Here is a 19,256-nt window from a genome sequence, read left to right on the forward strand (position 1 = left end):
TCATCTTTCCGGAACCGGCTCTTTCGGTGCTTTAAGCACCTGTTTATCAATAATAGCCTTAAAATATAAAATTAGCATTCAAATAAAACAGCAGATGCCCTGTAAGCTTTTCCTCTTTTTAGCTGCCGGAGTTTTATCTGCGGCATAGCCCGGCGTGGTCATGAAAGCCCGGTCAACTACAGCCTTCACCTTTCTGCCGCAGAAAATCATTTTAACGCCCAAGCGGCTCTATCTTGTCCGCTGAAATAAACCTGAATCCCTTGACCGTCCTTACCGCTTTGCCGCCGTCCATGTATCTTACATCAGTGGCGAACGAGCTCACAGGCTCTCCTTTCAGGAATGCTATCATATCATTAGCCATGTAAGCGGAAAGCGTAGGCTCCTCGCCGTACTGATCTATATACAGTCTGCGGAACTCCGCAGCATTCGCATTTCCGGCCAGATAAGCAGGGGTGAATATCATCGCCCTGCGGAAATAGCCTGAATAGTCATCAGTCATATATCTTTTTCCGAATGAGTCTGTTCCGATGAAAAGTTTGACTCTTTCGGGGTTTTTCACGCTGTATCTTACAAGGGGGACAACCTTTATAAGTTTTATTTCAGGAGAGAAAACAACCACAGTATAGCGGGTATCCTGCTTGTATCTGGCGGTTATTGTCTTCATCTCGTTCTGGAAATTTCCTTTCTCAAAGTTCATGACGTGAACAGGGATGTTCTGCGCCTTAAGTTCTGCCGCTGCCAGTTCGGACTGAACCGCATACTCATTAGAGACGGCTATCACCGTCACTGCCTTTTCAAGCACTGCGTACCCGGTTGTTTCCGCCACTATGTCATCCTTGCTTATGTCAAACCTGTAGGTATTTCCGTCAACCTGCACTGTTCTGTGGAAGGGATCAACCTTGGCGGCGTTGAACCCTATGCCGTCTCCCATCTCAAGCTTGAACGGAGCGCGCTTGTATGCAACGGCGGCGATCGCAGCCTGCATAAATTCCATATGGCTTCCGCCGACGAGGAAAACCTTATTCGCCCTTGCTTCTTCCTTTATTATCTCTGGAGCCGGAGCGGGATCAGGCTCTTTAGCCTCTGTTTTTGTCTCGGCTGACGGTTCCTTAACCTTCTTATCTGCGGGGACAGGTTTCAGCCTGCTGTCCACACAGTCGGCAAAGGGGTCATCCCCTGCCCGTATTCCTTCGGCAGTACAGTACGACCTGATTATGGAAGGAAAAGGTTCCTCATCCTTTCTGTTGCTGATCATTGTGTAATATTCCAGCGCCTTGTCCTCTTTCCCTGTTTTGATATAAGCATCAAACAGCCAGAGCATGCCTGAAAAGCGCATGTATCTGCTGAGGTATGTCTCACGGTAATTGCGCTCAAGGAACTTAACCCCTTTATCAAACTGGTTCTTGCGTATGTAGTGTCTGCCCATTATCAGACCCGCAGCCGCAGACTTCTCAAGCGGTGCGTTGCTGTTTATTGTCTGAAGCTTTTCAAGATCTCTGAAATTAAGGTCTTTGGTTGCGTAAAAAGTTTCCGAGAACGGTTCAACGGGAACCGACATCTGAGGACGCGCAGCGCAGGACACCGTCAGTAAAACAGCCACTGCTGCCGATAATAGTGTAAGTCCTCGTAAATGGTTCTTCAACCCTGACATTTTCAAACCCCAACTTATATTTTTTCAGCAGGTTTTCCGCCTGCTTTATCTCTTCTTCAACTCTTTCGCCCTTGTATAATAGCCATAAAGTGTCTTTGCGGGCAAGGCTCTTTGTCCATTTAAGGATTTCCTGCACCTTGGCTACACCCCTAGCGGTGATAAGGTCAAACTGTCCCTGCACAGCTTCGGCACGGCAGTTCATAACAGTAATATTACTCAGACCCAATTCCGAAGCAGCATGTTCAAGAAATCTGCATTTTTTTGCTATGCTCTCCACAAGTGTTATCCTCACTTCAGGATAAAAAATTGCCGTCACAATCCCCGGAAAGCCGCCCCCGCTGCCGATGTCCGCCATTGTTTCACGTAAAACATTTTTCAGGGAAAAGATATAAACACTGTCCAGATAATGTTTGAGGTAAAACTCATCCTTATCCTTAATGGCAGTGAGATTAAGCCCGGCACTCATATGAAGTTCGTAAAACTTCTCAAGCTTTGCCGACTGCTCATCAGTAATATTTATATAACTATTCAGCATCATTTCCGCCGCTTTTCCAAATTTTACTGATGTGTACATGGAGAAGAGCAACCGCCGCAGGGGTCATTCCCTGAATCCTCGCCGCCTGACCAAGTGTAGCGGGGCGGATTGAGCTGAGCTTGTCTATATACTCTCTGCGCAAACCGATGATTGATGTGTAGTCTATAGTGTCAGGAATTCTGACTGATTCCGTCCTGCGGAATTTTTCAATCTCGGTTTCCTGCCGCTGTATATATCCTTCATACTTAGCATTTATCTCAACCTGCTCACTCACACGCTCATTGACGCTGCTTCCGCAGAGCTTTTCTATTGTGGAGTAATCAAACTCAGGTCTTTTAAGCAGTTCAAACGCGCTCACAGGGTTTTTCAGCACGCCGCCATATTCTGCCAGAACATTAAGCACTTCTGCGGAGGGGGTGATCCTGATGTTTTTCAGACGAGTGAGTTCTTCCTCTTTAGCAAGCCTTTCAGTGCAGAAGCGCTCATAGCGGGTTTTACTGATCAGTCCAAGCTCGAATCCTTTGTCAGAAAGCCTGTATTCAGCGTTGTCCTCACGAAGCTGGAGCCTGTACTCTGCCCTTGAGGTAAACATGCGGTAGGGTTCATCCACACCCTTATTGACCAGATCATCAATCATCACGCCTATGTAGCTCTGCTCACGCCCCACGATGAAAGGCTCACTGCCGTTCAGCGCAAGCGCGGCATTTATTCCGGCGATCAGCCCCTGTGCTGCTGCCTCTTCATACCCGCTGGTTCCGTTAAGCTGCCCTGCAAAGTAGAGCCCTTTTACAAGCTTAGTCTCCATTGTGGAGAAAAGCCCTGTAGGCTGAACAAAATCATACTCAATAGCATATGCCGGACGGACAAATTCAACATTCTCCAATCCCTCCACAGACCTGTACATAGCTATCTGCACATCTATAGGGAGAGATGATGAAAAACCGTTGGCGTAATATTCCCTCGAATTGAGCCCTTCCGGTTCAAGAAAAATCTGGTGTCTGGTTTTTTCAGGAAACTTTTTAACCTTGTCCTCTATGGACGGACAGTATCTGGGCCCTATGCCTTTTATCACCCCGCCGTAGAGGGGCGAACGGTGAAGGTTGTCTCTGATAATCTGATGGGTCTTTTCGTTTGTATAAGTTACATAGCAGGGAAGCTGCGGAAGCGTTATCTCTTTCGTCTCAAAGGAGAACGGCTTGGCAAAGTCATCACCGTGCTGAGTATCCAACTTTGAGAAATCTATGGTATTTACATCAAGTCGTGCGGGTGTCCCTGTTTTAAGGCGTTCAAGCCTGAATCCGGCTTTTGTGAGTGAGTCTGACATGCCTACAGATGCAAATTCGTTCATTCGTCCTGCGGGGTAGTTACAGTCGCCGATATGGATAAGCCCTTTGAGGAAGGTTCCGGTGCACAGGACAACCTTCTTTGCTCTGTAGAGCATTCCGGTATCAGCGATTATCCCTTTGATCTCACCGTTCTCTATTGATAAGCCTTCAACCATCCCCTGCTTAAGGTCAAGCCCGGACTGTTCCATTATCACACGCTGCATGCGCTGCTTGTAGAGATCCTTATCTGCCTGTGCCCTGCTGCTGCGTACAGCGGGGCCCTTCTTCATGTTGAGAACACGGAACTGGATTCCGGTTTCGTCTATATTCCGCCCCATTTCGCCACCGAGAGCGTCAATATCTTTAACGATATTACCTTTTGCAAGGCCGCCGATTGCCGGGTTACAGCTCATATGCGCAACATTGTCAACATTGATGGTAAAAAGAGCCGCAGACGCACCCATACGTGCAGCGGCAAGCGCTGCTTCGCATCCGGCGTGTCCGGCTCCGACCACAATCACATCGTAAAACTTGTCATAAACAAGCATTTCTCACCTGTTTGATTAATAACATTCTCTTGAAAATTCAGACTCAGGAACGAAGATTTCCTAAACCCTTAACAACTCGCCCTAAAAATACATTTGTTTCACGTGAAACAGCCGGGTTTTCCACAATTACACATCATTTCCCGATGCAGAAGCTGTTGAAAATATTCGACAATATCTCCTCAGTGTAAGTTTCGCCCGTAATCTCGGAGAGGATGTTCAGACTGTCACGCAGTTCGAACGAAAGGGCATCGAGGTCATCACACCCCATTATCCTTATCTCCTCAAGGGAGGCCAGCATCCGCTGAAAACCGTTCTTCTGTCTCTCATTAACTGCTATGGCATGCTCATGAATCTGTGAATCCTCTTGGGAGATGAGGTTTTCAAGAATATTCATAAACTCATGGACGTTCATGCCCGTTTTCACCGAAATATCTATATCAGTCATATGACTGTATCTTTTAATATCTGCCTTATTGCCGATAACTATACGTTTTGAATCCGCAGTTTTGCGCAGCACAAGTTTGTCCTCTTCCGTCATTGGTGCGGAAAGATCCAGAACAACTATGACTATGTGCGAGTTTTCCACACGTTCAAGGGAACGCTCTATCCCTGCCTTTTCCACATAGTCATCCGTGCGGCGGATACCTGCGGTATCAACAATTTTAACCGGGTGGCCAGCCAGAGTCATATCCGCATCTATGAAATCCCTCGTTGTGCCCGGAATATCGGAGACTATCGCCCTGTTCTCTTTCAGCAGACAGTTGAGGATGGATGATTTGCCAACATTAGGCCGGCCCGCAATGGACACATACACAGCATCGTTCACAGCTTTCAGCGTTGAGTAGCTTTTAACAAGCTCTTTCAGTTCCGCTTCTATACGCTCATACTTGGTTGTAATGTAGTGCAGTTCCCTGTCCGAGAGGTCTTCCTCCGGAAAATCTATATATGCCTCAACAACAGTCAGCACATCAACATACAGAGTCTTCAGGTTCTGAATCTGCGTTTTCAGACCGCCCTTAAGCTGGTTATATGAATAAAACAGTCCGGCTTCTGACTTGGCAGAGATCATCTCCTCCACAGCCTCAGCCTGCGAAAGATCCATTTTGCCGTTTATAAATGCCCTGCGGGTAAACTCACCGGGTTCTGCGAACCTTATTCCCAGCGACATGAAGGAGCTTACGGCACTTCTGACTATCAGCGGGTTTCCGTGGAATGATATTTCCAGAACATCCTCGCCTGTATATGAATTTGGAGATTTGAAATACCAGAAGACAACATCGTCCCGCACACTGCCGTCATCATACAGCGCGTGGTAAACCATGCGTGGTTCCAAAGAGGAGAAAGTGCCGCCGCCCTGCTTTTTCAGGAGCGCCAGAGCCCTGAGGCTGTCAGCACCGGAAATGCGCAGAACAGTGACGGCGGAACGGATGACGGGAGTTATAGGTGCAACTATCGTATCCATTCCGCATTTACCGTATTAAAGTGTTTTCTCAAACGCTTTCAGTGTGTTGCTGAGAAGCATGGCTATAGTCATGGGTCCTACTCCGCCGGGTACGGGTGTGATATATGAGGCCTTGCTGTAAACGGCATCATAATCCACATCCCCCACAAGCTTATCCTCGACCCTGTTTATGCCGACATCTATTATGACCGCTCCGTCACTGACCATATCAGCAGTGACAAAGTTTGCCTTGCCGATAGCAGCCACTATTATATCTGACCTGCGGCAGATCTCTTTAATATTTTTTGTGCGGGAGTGGCACACCGTAACGGTGGCGTTAGCCTTAATAAGCAGTGCAGCCATAGGTTTGCCCACTATGTTGCTTCTGCCCAGAACCGCAACATTCTTACCGCTCAGCTCTATGCCGTATTCCTCAAACATAACCATAACACCCGCAGGAGTGCAGGGAGCAAGGGCATCCTCGCCTATGTTAAGAAGACCAACGTTTACAGGGTGAAAGCCGTCAACATCCTTCTCAGGCCTGATGGCGTACAGAACTTTCTTTTCGTCAATCTGCTTAGGCAGAGGAAGCTGAACAAGAATCCCGTTTATTGAGGCATCATTGTTATACTGATCCACACGGGCAAGAAGCTCTTCCGTGGAAGTGGTATCGGGCATCCTGTCCACTATGGATTTAAAGCCTGCTTCCTCACAGGCCTTGTTCTTCATGCGGACATAAACCTGACTTGCAGGGTCTTCACCCACAAGGATAACGGCAAGACCGGGCACACGTCCGGTTTTGTCTTTGTACTCTGCGGCCTTCTCTTTCAGACCGTTTCTGATCTTCTGTGCCAGCTCTTTCCCGTCAATCTTCGTCGGCATATTTAACTCCTATACTTTATAGCAAAAATTTGCCATCTTTGGAAATTTTTACACACGCTCGCGCCGTGATAAACACGGCTTCGCTGCCCATGGCGGAACTACTTAATGCAGTTCTCCGGTTGTCGGCATTGTGGTTTTTAAAAGACTTTCTATACAAAACATTTCAGGAAATTTTTTAACGAAAAAAAGTTCCCCGAACCCTTCAAAAAACTGAACATCCTTTCTTTGAACAGTCTGAGAAAACCTATTCTTACCGGTTAAAGAAAAGCTTTTCAGCTAAACTGCTTCTATTCTTCCTCTGCGTCATCCTCTTTGACTATGGCGAAGGAGATTATCCTGTCCTCATCAGTGGACATGAGCTTAACTCCCTGCGTGTCCCTGCCCATAACAGGTATTTCCTTAACAGAGAGCCTGATTATTTTGCCGCCTTTGGTAATCAGCATAACATCATCCTCTTCGTTAACCTGTTTCGCTCCGCAGACAAGGCCTGTTTTCGGGCTGACTTTGCAGAGTTTAACCCCTTTGCCGCCTCTGGTCTGGAGCCTGTAGTCCGCAACCAGAGAACATTTGCCGTAGCCGCATTCGGTTACGTTAAGGATATAGGGGTGCCCCGTGAGAACTTCCATGGAAACCACTTCGTCCTCATCCTCAAGGGATATTCCTCTGACACCTGTTGCCGCCCTGCCCATTGCGCGTACATCGAGTGAGCTGAACTGTATGGTTTTGCCGTTTCTGGTGGCAAGGAAAATACTGTCATTGTCAGTGGTGACATCTGCGGCCATAATCTCATCGCCTTCACGAAGCTTAAGGGCTATCATGCCGCTTCTGCCGCTTTTGAAGTCCATAACGGGGGTTTTCTTAACCACACCCTGCTTAGTGGACATGAAAAGGTATTTCTCGTTATCAGCCTCACTGAGAGTGACAACAGAGGCGAGGTTCTCATCCTTTTCAAAGGTGAGCAGGTTGCTGAGATGTCTGCCTTTGGTGTCCCTTGCGCCTTCCGGTATGTCATACACCTTGAGGAAGTGGATTTTTCCTGTGTTAGTGAAGAAGAATACTTTGGCGTGGTTAGTGGTGACAAGCATCCTTTCGGCGAAGTCGTCCCCTTTGCTTTTTGCGCCGCTTTTCCCTTTTCCGCCGCGTTTCTGTGCGACGAAATTGTCAAGGAGGGTGCGTTTTATGTAGCCGTTGTGGGTAATGGTGACCACTGTCTCGCTGTCGGGGATAAGGTCTTCCATATTGAACTCGCCAGCGGCTGCCACTATTTCGGTTCTTCTTTCATCACCGTATTTATCTTTAACTTCTGTAAGCTCATCGCGGATAACGCCCATCATGATGCTTCTGTTACCGAGAATGCTTTTGTAGTATTCGATGTCTTTAAGTGTGTCTTCATACTCGCCCTGAAGCTTCTCGATCTCAAGACCAGTAAGCTTGCTCAGCCTCATTTCAAGAATGGCCTGACTCTGAACATCACTGAAAGCGAAGGCTTCTTTCAGTTTCATTTTGGCTTCGGGAGTGTCTTTTGATGTTTTGATCAGCCTGATCACTTCATCAATATTTTCCACAGCCTTTATGAGACCTTCCAGAATATGGAGGCGCTTCTCTGCCTTATCAAGAAGATAACGGGTTCTGCGGGTAACAACAACAACCCTGTGATCAATGAAGGCTTCCAGTATTTTCTGGAGGGTGAGGGTCTGGGGTCTGCCGTCAACGATGGCAACCATGTTCATTCCGAAGGTAGTCTGCATCTGAGTGAACTTGTAGAGCTGGTTGAGGAGCACATCAGGCATCTGCTCACGTTTGAGCTCGATAACCACGCGGATTCCCTCACGGTCGGACTCATCACGGAGATCAGAAATACCGGTGATAATCTTATCACGCACAAGCTCGGCTATTTTCTCAATGAGAAGAGCCTTATTCACCTGATAAGGCAGCTCATCGACAACTATCACCTCTCTGCCGGTTTTGGTCTCTTCTATGTGGGTTTTGGCTCTTATTGTTATGGAGCCTCTGCCTGTTCTGTAAGCCTTGTATATGTCCTCCCTGCCGAGGATCATTCCTGCGGTGGGGAAGTCGGGCCCTTTTATCACGGAGAAAATATCTTCCTCGGTGTATTCAGGGTTGTCTATCATAAGCATAAGCGCGTCCACAGCCTCATTAAGGTTGTGGGGCGGAATATTGGTCGCCATGCCTACTGCGATACCGCTTGTTCCGTTCACAAGGAGGTTGGGAATCCTTGTGGGGAAAACAGTGGGTTCCTGCATTGAGCCGTCATAGTTGTCTGTGAAATCCACAGTATCCTTATCAAGGTCACTGACAAACTCATCGCTTATTTTAGAAAGCCTTACCTCGGTATACCTCATCGCCGCAGCGCGGTCGCCGTCTATGGAGCCGAAGTTACCCTGACCGTCCACAAGGGGATAGCGGAGTGAGAAGTCCTGCGCCATACGTACAACTGTGTCATAAACAGCAGAGTCACCGTGTGGGTGGTACTTACCTATAACATCACCCACGATACGGGCTGATTTTTTATAGGGCTTATTATAGTAAACCCCCATTTCGTGCATGGCGAAAAGGGCACGTCTGTGAACGGGTTTCAGACCGTCCCGGACATCGGGCAGCGCACGGCCGACAATAACGCTCATGGCGTAGTCGAGGTAGCTGTCCTTGAGGGAGTCTTCAATATTAAGATTGATAATTCCTTTATTTTCCATCATTCACCTAAACGTCCAGATTTCTTACGTTGAGCGCGTTTGTTTCGATAAACTCACGCCTCGGAAGAACCACATCACCCATCAGGAGGCTGAAGAGCTCATCCGCTGCTTCCGCATCCTCGATTGTGACTTTGTATAGGGTTCTTCTTTCAGGGTCCACAGTGGTTTCCCAGAGCTGTTCAGGGTTCATTTCACCGAGACCTTTGTAACGCTGAATACCAAGACCTTTTTTACCCCTCTCCTCGACAAAGGAGAGAAGATCCGTAAGGGATGTGAAGGTGCTGAGTTCATCCCCCAGCCTGATTTTGTGAGGTGCATCCCCAAGTTCCTTAAGGTATACGCCCAGCCTTCTCAGCTCTTTGAACTCAGGCGAGCCGATGAGGTCTGTATTGATTTTATAAGTCTGTGTCGATGTCTCCAGCTTGATGTTATATCTGCTGAATTCCTCGTTATAGTTGATTTCAGTGTTCACGTAGCCTTTGAGAAGCTCCCTGTCTTTGAGCACCTGATAGAACTCATCAACAAAAGCCTTGTCCGCAAGGTTCTGAGGAACAAGGTTCGGGTACATTGCCATGAACTTGATAAGCTCTCTCGTGTAGCCTTTTTTGACGTACTTGATGATCATCTTGTTCAGCTTGCCGAGGTTAAGCAGGAGCTCTTTGTATCTGTGCTTCTCGACATTTTCTATCTCAACATCCTCAAGACCGAGATCAAGGAGGAAATCCGCCATGACCTCTTCGTTCTGGATGTAGCGCTCGTTCTTGCCCTTTTTCACCTTATAGAGTGGCGGGCTTGCGATATAAAGATAGCCGCGCTCTATTATCTCTTTCATATGGCGGAAGAAGAAAGTGAGCAGCAGTGTGGAGATATGCGCGCCGTCAACATCGGCATCCGTCATGATTATAATTTTGTGGTAACGGAGCTTCTCAACATTGAAGTCATCCTTGCCTATACTGGTTCCGAGGGCTGTTATTATCGTCCTTATCTCGTTGTTTGAGAGGAGCTTGTCATAGCGCGCCTTCTCAACGTTAAGGATTTTACCCTTAAGAGGAAGTATCGCCTGATGACGTCTGTCACGCCCCTGTTTTGCTGAACCGCCCGCAGAGTCCCCTTCCACTATGAAAAGCTCCGAGTGCTGAGGGTCTTTTTCCTGACAATCCGCCAGTTTTCCGGGGAGGGTCGAGATCTCAAGTGCGTTCTTACGGCGTGTAAGTTCCTTCGCCTTTCTCGCTGCTTCCCTGGCGCGGAAAGCCTGAAGCGCTTTTTCGTATATCTTTTTGACTACAGAGGGGTTTTCCTCAAAATAGTCGCCGAGGCTGCCTGCAAGGATTGATTCCACAGCGGTTTTAGCCGCGGATGAACCAAGCTTTGTTTTGGTCTGCCCTTCGAAAACAGGTTCATTTATGCGCACTGAGATAATGGCACTCATCCCTTCACGGACATCATCCCCTGTAAGGCTTTCCTTCTCTTTCGAGATATTCTGCTTGGATATGAAGCTGTTGAAAACCTTTGTATAGCCGGATTTAAAACCGGATTCATGGGTTCCGCCCTCTTCCGTGTGTATGTTGTTTACGAAGGAGTATATGCTTTCGTTGTATGTATCGTTGTATGTTATTGCTACTTCTGCGGTTATTCCTTCATACTCGCCCTTGAAGTACATGGGCTCTTCCAGAACCATTATCTTGTTTTTGTTCAGATACTTAAGGTAGCTGACTATCCCGCCTTCCGCGTGGTAGTCCTGTTCCTGATCAAAACGCTCGTCTATGATTTTGATTTTGATTCCGCTGTTAAGGTATGCAAGTTCTCTGAGCCTTCTGGAAAGGATGTCAAAGGAGTATTCGGTGGTTTCGAAAATTTTAATATCCGGTTTGAAGGTAACTGTAGTCCCTGTTCTTTCGGAGTTTCCGATACGGCCGAACTCGCAGGCGGGTTTGCCGATCTCGTATTTCTGGTAGAATGTGCCGCCGTCACGCCTTACGGTGACTTCGAGGTATTCACTGAGTGCGTTCACTACTGAAACACCCACACCGTGAAGACCGCCGGAGGCATAATAAGAACCTGAGTCGAACTTGCCGCCCGCGTGGAGAGTTGTCATAACCACTTCCACTGTGGGTTTGCCCACTTTAGGGTGTATACCGACCGGAATACCCCTGCCGTTGTCTTCAACAGTAACCGAGCCGTCTACATGCAGTGTGACGGTAATAGTATCGCAGTAGCCTGCCATGGCTTCATCGATGGAGTTGTCCACAACCTCGTAAACAAGGTGATGGAGACCCCTTGAACCGGTGGAGCCTATATACATACCCGGTCTCTGTCTGACCGCTTCCAGCCCTTCCAGAACCTTAATACTGTCTTCACTGTAATTATTCTGCATTGCTCACCTGACTATTTATTTCAAAAAACCTGCGGCAAAAACCGCAAAAACGGGCGCACTGCCCGCAATGTATCAAAAGGCGCGTGATTTCAGGTCACAGCCTTATTGTTCGTATATCATCAAATATACGGTTTTTTACCCCTGTCATAATAACCTGCCTTTCGCCTGAGAATATGGCAAAGAAGGCAGCCGAACGTTTTTCATCCAATCCTGCTTCGAAATCATCTAAAAGGGTTATTATATCAGTTTTGAGCATTTCTTCAACATCTAATAAAATTGCCGCTAGAACAAGAAGCTCAAATGTTTTTTTCTGACCGTAGGATGAAAATTTGTCATAAATCCGCCCTGTGTTCCTGCTGTAAAACCTGTCCCTGTGCACACCGTAGAGACACTTCCCCGATGCAGCCTCTTTGCCGATGATTTCCCTGTCCTTAACGTTAGTGACATAATCAAGGCTGAAAAATTCATCACCGCCGCCGAAATCAGCATACATGTTCCTGAGCCTTGCGTTTATCATGTCCGCTGCGGCCTTACGCCTCAGAGATATTTTATCACAGACTTCTATGAGTTTTTCGTTAACGGTTTCGATGTAGTTTTTATCCGGTCTCTGCTTCTGGAGCTCAGCGGTTTTCTGGGCAACGAGTCTGTTCATATACCTGAGGTCGAAAATATGGGCCCTCTCGCGGTAGAAGCACAGGCGGTCAATGTAGTTCCGCCTCACCTTCTGGTCCTTCGCAAGGATGGTGCTTGTATCGGGCGAATAGCAGAAGACAGGATTTGAGGTTAGATAATCGGGAATATCCAGAACACAGACACCGTTTTTTTTCAGAGTCCTTGCCTCATCAAAAAAATAGATCATGCTGCCTGATTCCTCAGCCGAGGAATAACCGGCCTCGATGCGCAGAAATTCCTTACCGAATGAGGTTACGCTTTTGGGTGAAGGTTCCTTGAAGCTTTTGAGGTTGAGGAGAAGATAAACGGCTTCGACAATGCTTGTTTTGCCGGAGCCGTTTTCGCCCTCTATGAATGTCGCCTTGTCAAAAGTGAATTTTGAGTCGGCATGGCATCTGAAATTCTGTAAACGGATACTCTCTATCAGCATCAGAACTTATCGATGGATATTGGAACCACCAGATATTTGTACGACTCATCCTCAGGAAGGATAACAGCCGGACTTCTTCTTCCCTGCATTTCAAGTGAGAAATACTCGGAATGTATGTTAGTAACTATCTCAAGCATGTGACGGGCGTTGAAGATGATGTCCATGTCCTCGCCGTTGTAGATTATGTCATCCATAGTCTCATGCCCCTGACCGTATTCGGTTTCAAGGCTGTTTACCGAGAGGTGGCCGTTGTTGAAGGAGAGAACAACACCGTGGGTTATTTCGCTGGTGATGGCGGATACCCTTCTTACAACCTCAACAAATGCTTTGGTGTTTATTTTAGCCTTAATCGGGTATTCAACCTCAAAGAGTTTGGTAATGCTTTTGATGTACTTTTCAATGAGCTTTGAGTAGATGATTATGTCCCCGACCTTGAAAAGAACCTGCTTCTTGTCAGTCTCGACATCAACAAACTCGTTTATGTCAAGGATCTTCATGAGCTCCATAATCGTCTTTTTGGGAATGTTTATGGTGAACTCGTCTGAAAATTCCTCTTCAAAGCCTGCCTTTGATGTGGCTATCCTCTGGAAATCAGCGGAGGAAATCTCAAGCCTGTTGCCGTAAACACTGAAATGTGCTCCCGTGTATTCTATCTTGGATGAATCGTTTGAGATACAGAAAGCCGTCCTCTTGAGGAGGGTCTGCAAAGTCTCACTCTTCACCTTGATGAAATATTCCGGAGTGATCTCGGACATGGTGGGGAACATTTCAGGGCTTATGGTGGAAAGACGGAAGCTTGACTTGCCCGATTTTATATTGAGCTTGGAACCGTCATGATAAAAATCGACAACGGCACCTTCGGGAAGCTCCTTAAGAATATCCATCAGTTTTTTGCCTGAGACGGTGGCGGAGCCTATCTCCTCTACCGCTGCTTTGAGCGAGCCTGAAAAACCGATCTGCATGTTAGTTGAACGAAGGGTTACTGTATCGCTTTCAGCTTCGATCAGAATATTCTGAAGTACCGTATTCAGGTTCTTCGGGCTGGTGTAGCTGTTTGCATACTGGACGAAAGGGAAAATATCGTCCCTGACAACTTTAAACCTCATGGACTCCCCTGCTTTATATATTAATGTAATTTTAATAGTAAGTAATAATAGGGTATCTTGAAACTGTTTACAAGTGATATTTAGCCTTGTCTGTTAAGGTTTTCGGTGTTGAAAACTTATGTGGTAAATTACTGATCATTTTTACACATTATACAGTAAAATGAATTATTATTGTTGAAATATCCGTCTAATGTTTATATCTATATGATTATTCCCAAGCAGATCACGCTTGTTCAACACATTTTTGACATTATTGATTTGTGTTGGTATATTAACGATAAAGCCCGAAAACGGGATATATTATTACTCTTTGAGTTTAGAAGGCAGGGAAAATGTCTATTTATGCCCAGATTGAATTTGTGTTCATGCACAATGCGAGGAATAAGAACGTTCCATTGATGTTCATTATGCGCAACAAGGAACGCTTCAGGGGAAAGATTGTGGATTTCGATCAGTATCACTTCATAATAGACGATGCTGATATAAAGATTCTGCTTTCTAAGAGGGATATTGCAACGGTTGCCTCCGCCAAGACGGTAGTGGATATTGACTTTATCAGCAAGATTTACTACCACACCCATCAGGGCAAGCACCCAAGACATACGCGCCCGCCTATGCAGGATATTTTCCTGAACGAAGTGCGTAAGTCAAAGTCTCCTATAATAAGCTTCCTCACCAACGGTGTTAAGATAAGAGGCTCCCTCATAGGGTTTGATAACTACACAATACTCACATCCTTTGAAGGCAGGCAGCAGCTTCTCTACAAGAGCGCTATCTCAACAGTGTTCCCCCTTTACCAGTACGGTGAGATAATAAAATACGATGACGAGAGATAAAGCATGAAAGATATTAAAATTCTTGTCGTGGACGATGAAGAGCACACACGCATAGGCTATGCGGAAGTGCTTGAGATGGAAAACTATAAGGTAAGCACCGCCGAGGACGCGTTTAAGGCCATTGAGCTCCTCAAAGAGGATAAATTTGACATAGTGGTGACCGACCTCCGCATGCCCGAAATGGACGGGCTCGCATTTCTGGAGCGGCTCAAGCAGATAGATAAAAACGCAAAAGCAATAATGATCACCGCATTCGGCTCGTTTAAGACATACAAGAAAGCCACAGACGGCGGCGTGGTTATCTACCTGAACAAGCCTGTGCGCGCGGCGGAGCTCATGGAAGCCGTGAACACAGTCATAGCGATGAAAGATTAATACTTTAAAACCGTATATAAACCAAGCCCCTTTCCTTTCGTAAGGTCAGGGGCTTTTTCTTTATCCTTCTTCTTCAAATTCTGCCTTGACCTTCTCGAATATTCCTTCAAAGATTTCATCATCCAGAGAAATATCCTCACCCATCTTAAGTGTGCTTTCAATGTATGAAAGAACTGTTGATTTGTGGAAAAAATTAATGGCAAAAAGAGTCGGATCCTCGGAGAATGTGCGTATCACCTCGTGATACCGCTTGGGAACCATCTCAAGGGTGATCATGCTGTCCGCCAGCTCCTTCACCGGAAACAGGGAGTAAAATATCACAGTGTCCGGCTTGCCGCAGCGCTTCTCAGCATATTTTATGGCAGAGTGTATGAAATTACGCAACACGAAGAGATCATCAAAGGCTGCCTGCGGTATCAGGATTCCGTGGCCTGAGTCTATTTTGAATGACTGGCCGGAGAACTTTGCTATGAGGCGTATGTGATGGCCTCCCTCAAGACCGTCCCCCACGAGGGACATCTTGTCTGCCAGCCTGAACTGTCTGGAAAGCAGCCCCTTGCTGTAAAGCAGAGCGGCGGTTTTAAACAGCACGGACAGGGAAACTGCATCCGGCGGAAGATCAGGGTTTTTCTTCTCATAGCTCATGAGATCGTCTGATATTTTAGTGACAGGGTTTTTCCCCCCTGTTTTTATATGCTCAAAAAGGAAATCGCTCCTGAGGGAAGCGTCTATCCCCATGATTGTGCCGCTGTTGAAAAAGTAAATTTTCTCTAACGCATCAAGGGGTATTATCATCTTACGCCCTGATGTCTGGTTAAGGAAGCGGAAGAACTTGAGAATATCCTTCGGTGAGCCGGAAGGCTGTATCACTTCGCAGAACAGGCCGTTGTCCGTAAAGGAGCAGTAGTTTATCAGCCCGAAAACGTTCTCGCCTTCAAAGTGTTTTTCACTGAGGATAAGTATAGCCCTTTCATATCCGCTGTAGCGGAGGCTTGCATCCAGAAACTGTTTGAGTTCGCCGCAGCGCAGAAGATCAGCCAGAGTTCTGTCAGTCTCTATGAAATCCTTGGCGGAGATGCCGCCTATCCCTGCGGAATAATGAAAATAAGTAATCCCTCTAGGCGCCTGAATGAGGAGTATGCCGTCGGTGCTGTAATCCACATCCCTCTCCTCCTCCGGAATTTCCTCCGGTTCAGGTTCGGGCTCGGTGTATTTCACTATGACAGGCTCCCTCTCCTCTTCCGGTTCTTCTTCGGGTTCCTCTTCTTCTTCCTCTGCTTCTTCGTATTCTGGCTCTTCCTGCGGGCGGAACATGCCCCCGGTCAGCACTGATTTAAACTCGTTTTCGTCCTGCTCCGGCTCTTCCTGGGCTTCTTCCTCTTCAGGTTCGGGTCCGGTTTCCCCTGCGCTTTCTTCCTGCATTTGCTCAGGCATGGGCGGCAGATCGTCTGCACCGTAAACATCGTCATCGCCCGAAACTGATTCTATTGTGGCAAGTGTCTGCACGGAAAGAACGCACGGGTCTTCGTTTGCCCTTCTCGCCAGCTCGTCCGTGTCTATTACTATGTCACTTTTCACAGCGTACTCACACGCAAGGCGTATTCCCATGCTTATGCTGAGTTCGGAGAGGGATCTCCGTTCAAGGCGTGTGGGTTTGTTGATATTCTTGCTCTCTATCCTCACTTTGCATTTGCCGCATTGTCCGTTGCCGCTGCAAAGGCTTGAAATCTTTATTCCGTTCTCCTCCAGCGCAGCAAAAAGGTTTTTGCCGGATTTGACTTCAAAGCTTATATCCCTGTTCTTGACATAAACTGTGTGTTTTTTTGAAAGGAACATATATACCCGCCGAATGATAGTGTTAATACAATTATACTTCTAAAATACCAAACATACCTATACACGTTTTTTCGGCAAATGTGCAGTTTAGTTTAGCCTGCCAAATACAAAGAGGTCATATTTCTGAAAAATTCTTGCGGATCTGTTCCGTTTGGAATATTTTGGCGCAATGCAGGTAGTCCGGAATATAGACACGCTTTTTACCGAAAGACCCCACGCTGTGGTTCTGGGAAACTTTGACGGTTTCCATCTGGGGCATAAAGCCATAACTGACAGACTGTGCAATATAGCGCAGACCAAGGGGCTCGTGCCTGCTGTTGTAACCTTTCAGCCGCACCCTATGAAGTTTTTCGGCGCTGACCTTAAGCTGATCATGACAGAGGAATCCAAAATCAGAGCCTTTGCGGAGGCCGGTGTGGAAACAATGTTCATACTGGAGTTCAGCCGCAGGTTCGCGGACATTGACCCGGAAGTCTTTGTCAGGGAGTTTCTGGTGAAGAAATTCCGCGCGGCCGTGGTTATTGTCGGGTATGATTACCGCTTCGGCAGAGGAAGAAGCGGCGACTACAGCCTGCTTGTTACTCTGGGGAGTAAATACGGCTTTACCGCTGTCCGTGTTCCTAAAGTTACCTGCGGAAAAGTTACAGTTTCCAGCACAAATATCCGTAACTTCCTTCTTGAGGGGAATGTGGAAAAGGCCGGAGAGTTCCTCGGCCGTCCGTTTTTCATAGAGGGAAAGGTTGTGGATGGCAACAAAGTGGGCAGACAGCTGGGCTACCCCACCGCAAATATAGACTTCAGAAATGAACTGATCCCAAAAGCGGGAATCTATATCAGCATGGCGGTCATTGACGGGGAGCGTTATAAATCCGTCACCAACATCGGCAGAAGACCCACATTCAGCTTCCCCGATCAGATGAAGGTGGAAACACATATATTCGATTTCAGCAGAGATATTTACGGAAAGGACACGGAAATAGAGCTGCTGAAATATGTCCGCCCGGAAGAGAAGTTTCCCGATGTCGAAACTCTCATAAAGGCTATAGACGGCGACTGCGTGGCGGCCAGAAAGTGGTTTGAGGAGAACGGATACTGATTCTTTTTTTAGCACAGAAAGGGCTTTCTCATTAAAAAATACAATATTATAAGGACAATATGAAGATTTCTTACATAAGTTTAGGATGTTCAAAAAACAAGGTTGATCTTGAGTATCTCATGGGTTCGCTCCAACAGGGCGGACACGAGATAACACTTGAGATGGCCGAGGCGGACGCGATAATCATCAACACCTGCGGGTTTATCGAACCTGCGGTGAACGAGGCAGTGGAGGCTGTTCTTGAGGCGGCAGAGGTAAAAAAATCCTCAGCTAAGCTGATAGTTACCGGCTGCATGACGGAGAGATTCAAGAACGATGTGGCGGGAGAACTGCCTGAGATAGATTTTCACACTGGCGTAGGCAAAATGGGTGATGTCATAGCCTACCTTGAGGGTGTTGAGCCTGCAAAAAAGGAGCGTGACTTTCTTTACGGCGGTGCGCGCGTGCTCACCGGAGTGCCTTTCAGCGCCTACATCAAAATATCCGAGGGGTGCAACAACCGCTGTACATACTGCACTATTCCGTCAATCCGCGGCAGCCTCACCGGAAGGCGCATCGAGGATATAGTTAATGAGATAACAGCCCTTAAGGAACAGGGGGTTCAGGAATTTGTCCTTGTTTCGCAGGATAATACAAAATACGGAACAGACATCTACAAAAAGCCGATGCTCTGCAAACTCCTGCGTGAGATAGATAAAATAGAGGGCAGGTTCTATGTGAGGATAATGTACCTCAACCCTGACGGAGTTTCGGAAGAGCTTGTGAAGCTTGTGAAAAACTCAGAGAAGATCCTCAGCTACTACGACATCCCCGTCCAGCATATAAATAAGCGTGTGCTTAAGGATATGAACAGAAAATCAACACCTGATGATATAAAGCGTGTTTTCAGCATGATAAGGGAGATCGATCCCGATGCGTTTATACGCACCACAATGATAGTGGGCTTCCCCGGTGAAACGGATGAGGAATTTGCGGAACTTCTGGACTTTGTAAAGGAATACAGACCGGACTACGCTGGCTTCTTCCCCTTTTATCCCGAAGAAGGCACAAAGGCCACCGCAATGGGCATGCGGGTGGACGGCAGGAAAGTGCGCGGAAGAATCGGTGCGCTGAGGAAAGCGCAGATAAAAAACACCCGTGAACGCTTGAAAAAATTTAAGAAAAGTGACATCATCTGCTTTGCCGAAAAGCCCAATGAGGAATTCGCCTTTCTCATGGAGGGCAGAGCGCTGTTTCAGGCTCCGGAGGTGGACGGAAAAGTTCTCTTCACCGACTCGGAATCGATAAGCGGTTACGGCCCTTATGTCTGCCGCATTGAGAAGATAAGCTACCCCGATATAGTGTGCGAGGTCATAAAGCCGCTTTAGGGGTTTTGAAGCGGAAGCTTTTTTTCGGAAAGTTTTCCCTGAGAAACAGAAATAATAATAATTAAAAT

Annotated in this window: 14 protein-coding genes; 4 read left to right on the forward strand and 10 right to left on the reverse strand. The window is 47.0% G+C overall.

What is annotated here, in order from left to right; all coding sequences use genetic code 11:
- Positions 1 to 211 precede the first annotated feature (211 nt).
- From OSQ85_RS01370 to dnaN, 9 genes are all read right to left on the reverse strand, one after another.
- Complete coding sequence (locus tag OSQ85_RS01370; RefSeq protein ID WP_265820854.1) at positions 212 to 1,558, reverse strand: hypothetical protein; 1,347 nt, start codon at positions 1,556 to 1,558, stop codon at positions 212 to 214.
- The gene (gene rsmG, locus OSQ85_RS01375) at positions 1,542 to 2,189 is read right to left on the reverse strand and encodes a 16S rRNA (guanine(527)-N(7))-methyltransferase RsmG (RefSeq protein ID WP_265820855.1); all 648 of its coding nucleotides are present in this window, start codon (positions 2,187 to 2,189) and stop codon (positions 1,542 to 1,544) included. The genes OSQ85_RS01370 and rsmG overlap by 17 nt, the downstream gene beginning before the upstream one ends.
- Entirely contained in the window at positions 2,176 to 4,059 is a 1,884-nt protein-coding gene (mnmG, locus tag OSQ85_RS01380; protein WP_265820856.1) for a tRNA uridine-5-carboxymethylaminomethyl(34) synthesis enzyme MnmG, read from the reverse strand. The genes rsmG and mnmG overlap by 14 nt, the downstream gene beginning before the upstream one ends.
- Before the next feature lie 133 nt (positions 4,060 to 4,192).
- The gene (mnmE, locus tag OSQ85_RS01385; RefSeq protein ID WP_265820857.1) at positions 4,193 to 5,521 is read right to left on the reverse strand and encodes a tRNA uridine-5-carboxymethylaminomethyl(34) synthesis GTPase MnmE; all 1,329 of its coding nucleotides are present in this window, start codon (positions 5,519 to 5,521) and stop codon (positions 4,193 to 4,195) included.
- Positions 5,522 to 5,536: 15 nt separating this feature from the next.
- Positions 5,537 to 6,382 carry a bifunctional methylenetetrahydrofolate dehydrogenase/methenyltetrahydrofolate cyclohydrolase FolD gene (folD, locus tag OSQ85_RS01390; protein ID WP_265820858.1) on the reverse strand — a complete coding sequence of 282 codons (846 nt, stop codon included), beginning with the start codon at positions 6,380 to 6,382 and terminating at the stop codon, positions 5,537 to 5,539.
- 287 nt (positions 6,383 to 6,669) lie between these two features.
- Positions 6,670 to 9,099 carry a DNA gyrase subunit A gene (gyrA, locus tag OSQ85_RS01395; protein WP_265820859.1) on the reverse strand — a complete coding sequence of 810 codons (2,430 nt, stop codon included), beginning with the start codon at positions 9,097 to 9,099 and terminating at the stop codon, positions 6,670 to 6,672.
- A gap of 4 nt (positions 9,100 to 9,103) precedes the next feature.
- A complete protein-coding gene (gene gyrB, locus OSQ85_RS01400) occupies positions 9,104 to 11,470 on the reverse strand; it encodes a DNA topoisomerase (ATP-hydrolyzing) subunit B (RefSeq protein ID WP_265820860.1) in 2,367 nt (788 codons plus the stop codon).
- A gap of 94 nt (positions 11,471 to 11,564) precedes the next feature.
- Positions 11,565 to 12,572 carry a DNA replication/repair protein RecF gene (gene recF / locus OSQ85_RS01405; protein ID WP_265820861.1) on the reverse strand — a complete coding sequence of 336 codons (1,008 nt, stop codon included), beginning with the start codon at positions 12,570 to 12,572 and terminating at the stop codon, positions 11,565 to 11,567.
- Positions 12,572 to 13,678 (reverse strand): DNA polymerase III subunit beta, encoded by a 1,107-nt coding sequence (dnaN, locus tag OSQ85_RS01410; RefSeq protein WP_265820862.1) that lies wholly within the window; start codon positions 13,676 to 13,678, stop codon positions 12,572 to 12,574. The genes recF and dnaN overlap by 1 nt, the downstream gene beginning before the upstream one ends.
- Before the next feature lie 332 nt (positions 13,679 to 14,010).
- Between dnaN and hfq the strand changes: the two genes are divergently transcribed.
- Positions 14,011 to 14,514, forward strand: a complete 504-nt coding sequence (gene hfq / locus OSQ85_RS14100) for an RNA chaperone Hfq (protein ID WP_128465263.1) — start codon at positions 14,011 to 14,013, stop codon at positions 14,512 to 14,514.
- A gap of 3 nt (positions 14,515 to 14,517) precedes the next feature.
- Complete coding sequence (locus tag OSQ85_RS01420) at positions 14,518 to 14,889, forward strand: response regulator (protein WP_265820863.1); 372 nt, start codon at positions 14,518 to 14,520, stop codon at positions 14,887 to 14,889.
- A 60-nt stretch (positions 14,890 to 14,949) separates the two neighbouring features.
- Here the strand turns inward: OSQ85_RS01420 and OSQ85_RS01425 are convergent, their stop codons facing one another.
- Positions 14,950 to 16,725: a 2Fe-2S iron-sulfur cluster binding domain-containing protein gene (locus OSQ85_RS01425; protein WP_265820864.1), complete on the reverse strand. Its 1,776-nt coding sequence runs from the start codon at positions 16,723 to 16,725 to the stop codon at positions 14,950 to 14,952.
- A 151-nt stretch (positions 16,726 to 16,876) separates the two neighbouring features.
- On the opposite strand from OSQ85_RS01425, the gene ribF reads away from it, so the two are divergent.
- Together ribF and rimO are read left to right on the forward strand one after the other, a co-directional pair.
- Complete coding sequence (ribF, locus tag OSQ85_RS01430) at positions 16,877 to 17,821, forward strand: riboflavin biosynthesis protein RibF (protein ID WP_265820865.1); 945 nt, start codon at positions 16,877 to 16,879, stop codon at positions 17,819 to 17,821.
- A 59-nt stretch (positions 17,822 to 17,880) separates the two neighbouring features.
- Positions 17,881 to 19,188, forward strand: coding sequence for a 30S ribosomal protein S12 methylthiotransferase RimO (rimO, locus tag OSQ85_RS01435; RefSeq protein WP_265820866.1), 1,308 nt, complete (start codon positions 17,881 to 17,883; stop codon positions 19,186 to 19,188).
- The last annotated feature ends 68 nt before the right edge of the window (positions 19,189 to 19,256 follow it).

The sequence above is a fragment of the Geovibrio ferrireducens genome, from assembly GCF_026226615.1.
GTDB lineage: Bacteria > Chrysiogenota > Deferribacteres > Deferribacterales > Geovibrionaceae > Geovibrio > Geovibrio ferrireducens.

Excerpts from the sequence above, each read along its gene's own strand:
- gyrA (WP_265820859.1), bottom strand. The coding sequence starts at position 9,099 with ATGATGGAAAATAAAGGAATTATCAATCTTAATATTGAAGACTCCCTC.
- rsmG (WP_265820855.1), bottom strand. The coding sequence starts at position 2,189 with ATGATGCTGAATAGTTATATAAATATTACTGATGAGCAGTCGGCAAAG.
- mnmG (WP_265820856.1), bottom strand. The coding sequence starts at position 4,059 with ATGCTTGTTTATGACAAGTTTTACGATGTGATTGTGGTCGGAGCCGGA.
- recF (WP_265820861.1), bottom strand. The coding sequence starts at position 12,572 with ATGCTGATAGAGAGTATCCGTTTACAGAATTTCAGATGCCATGCCGAC.
- hfq (WP_128465263.1), top strand. The coding sequence starts at position 14,011 with ATGTCTATTTATGCCCAGATTGAATTTGTGTTCATGCACAATGCGAGG.
- dnaN (WP_265820862.1), bottom strand. The coding sequence starts at position 13,678 with ATGAGGTTTAAAGTTGTCAGGGACGATATTTTCCCTTTCGTCCAGTAT.
- rimO (WP_265820866.1), top strand. The coding sequence starts at position 17,881 with ATGAAGATTTCTTACATAAGTTTAGGATGTTCAAAAAACAAGGTTGAT.
- OSQ85_RS01425 (WP_265820864.1), bottom strand. The coding sequence starts at position 16,725 with ATGTTCCTTTCAAAAAAACACACAGTTTATGTCAAGAACAGGGATATA.
- OSQ85_RS01420 (WP_265820863.1), top strand. The coding sequence starts at position 14,518 with ATGAAAGATATTAAAATTCTTGTCGTGGACGATGAAGAGCACACACGC.
- gyrB (WP_265820860.1), bottom strand. The coding sequence starts at position 11,470 with ATGCAGAATAATTACAGTGAAGACAGTATTAAGGTTCTGGAAGGGCTG.
- OSQ85_RS01370 (WP_265820854.1), bottom strand. The coding sequence starts at position 1,558 with ATGTCGGTTCCCGTTGAACCGTTCTCGGAAACTTTTTACGCAACCAAA.
- folD (WP_265820858.1), bottom strand. The coding sequence starts at position 6,382 with ATGCCGACGAAGATTGACGGGAAAGAGCTGGCACAGAAGATCAGAAAC.
- mnmE (WP_265820857.1), bottom strand. The coding sequence starts at position 5,521 with ATGGATACGATAGTTGCACCTATAACTCCCGTCATCCGTTCCGCCGTC.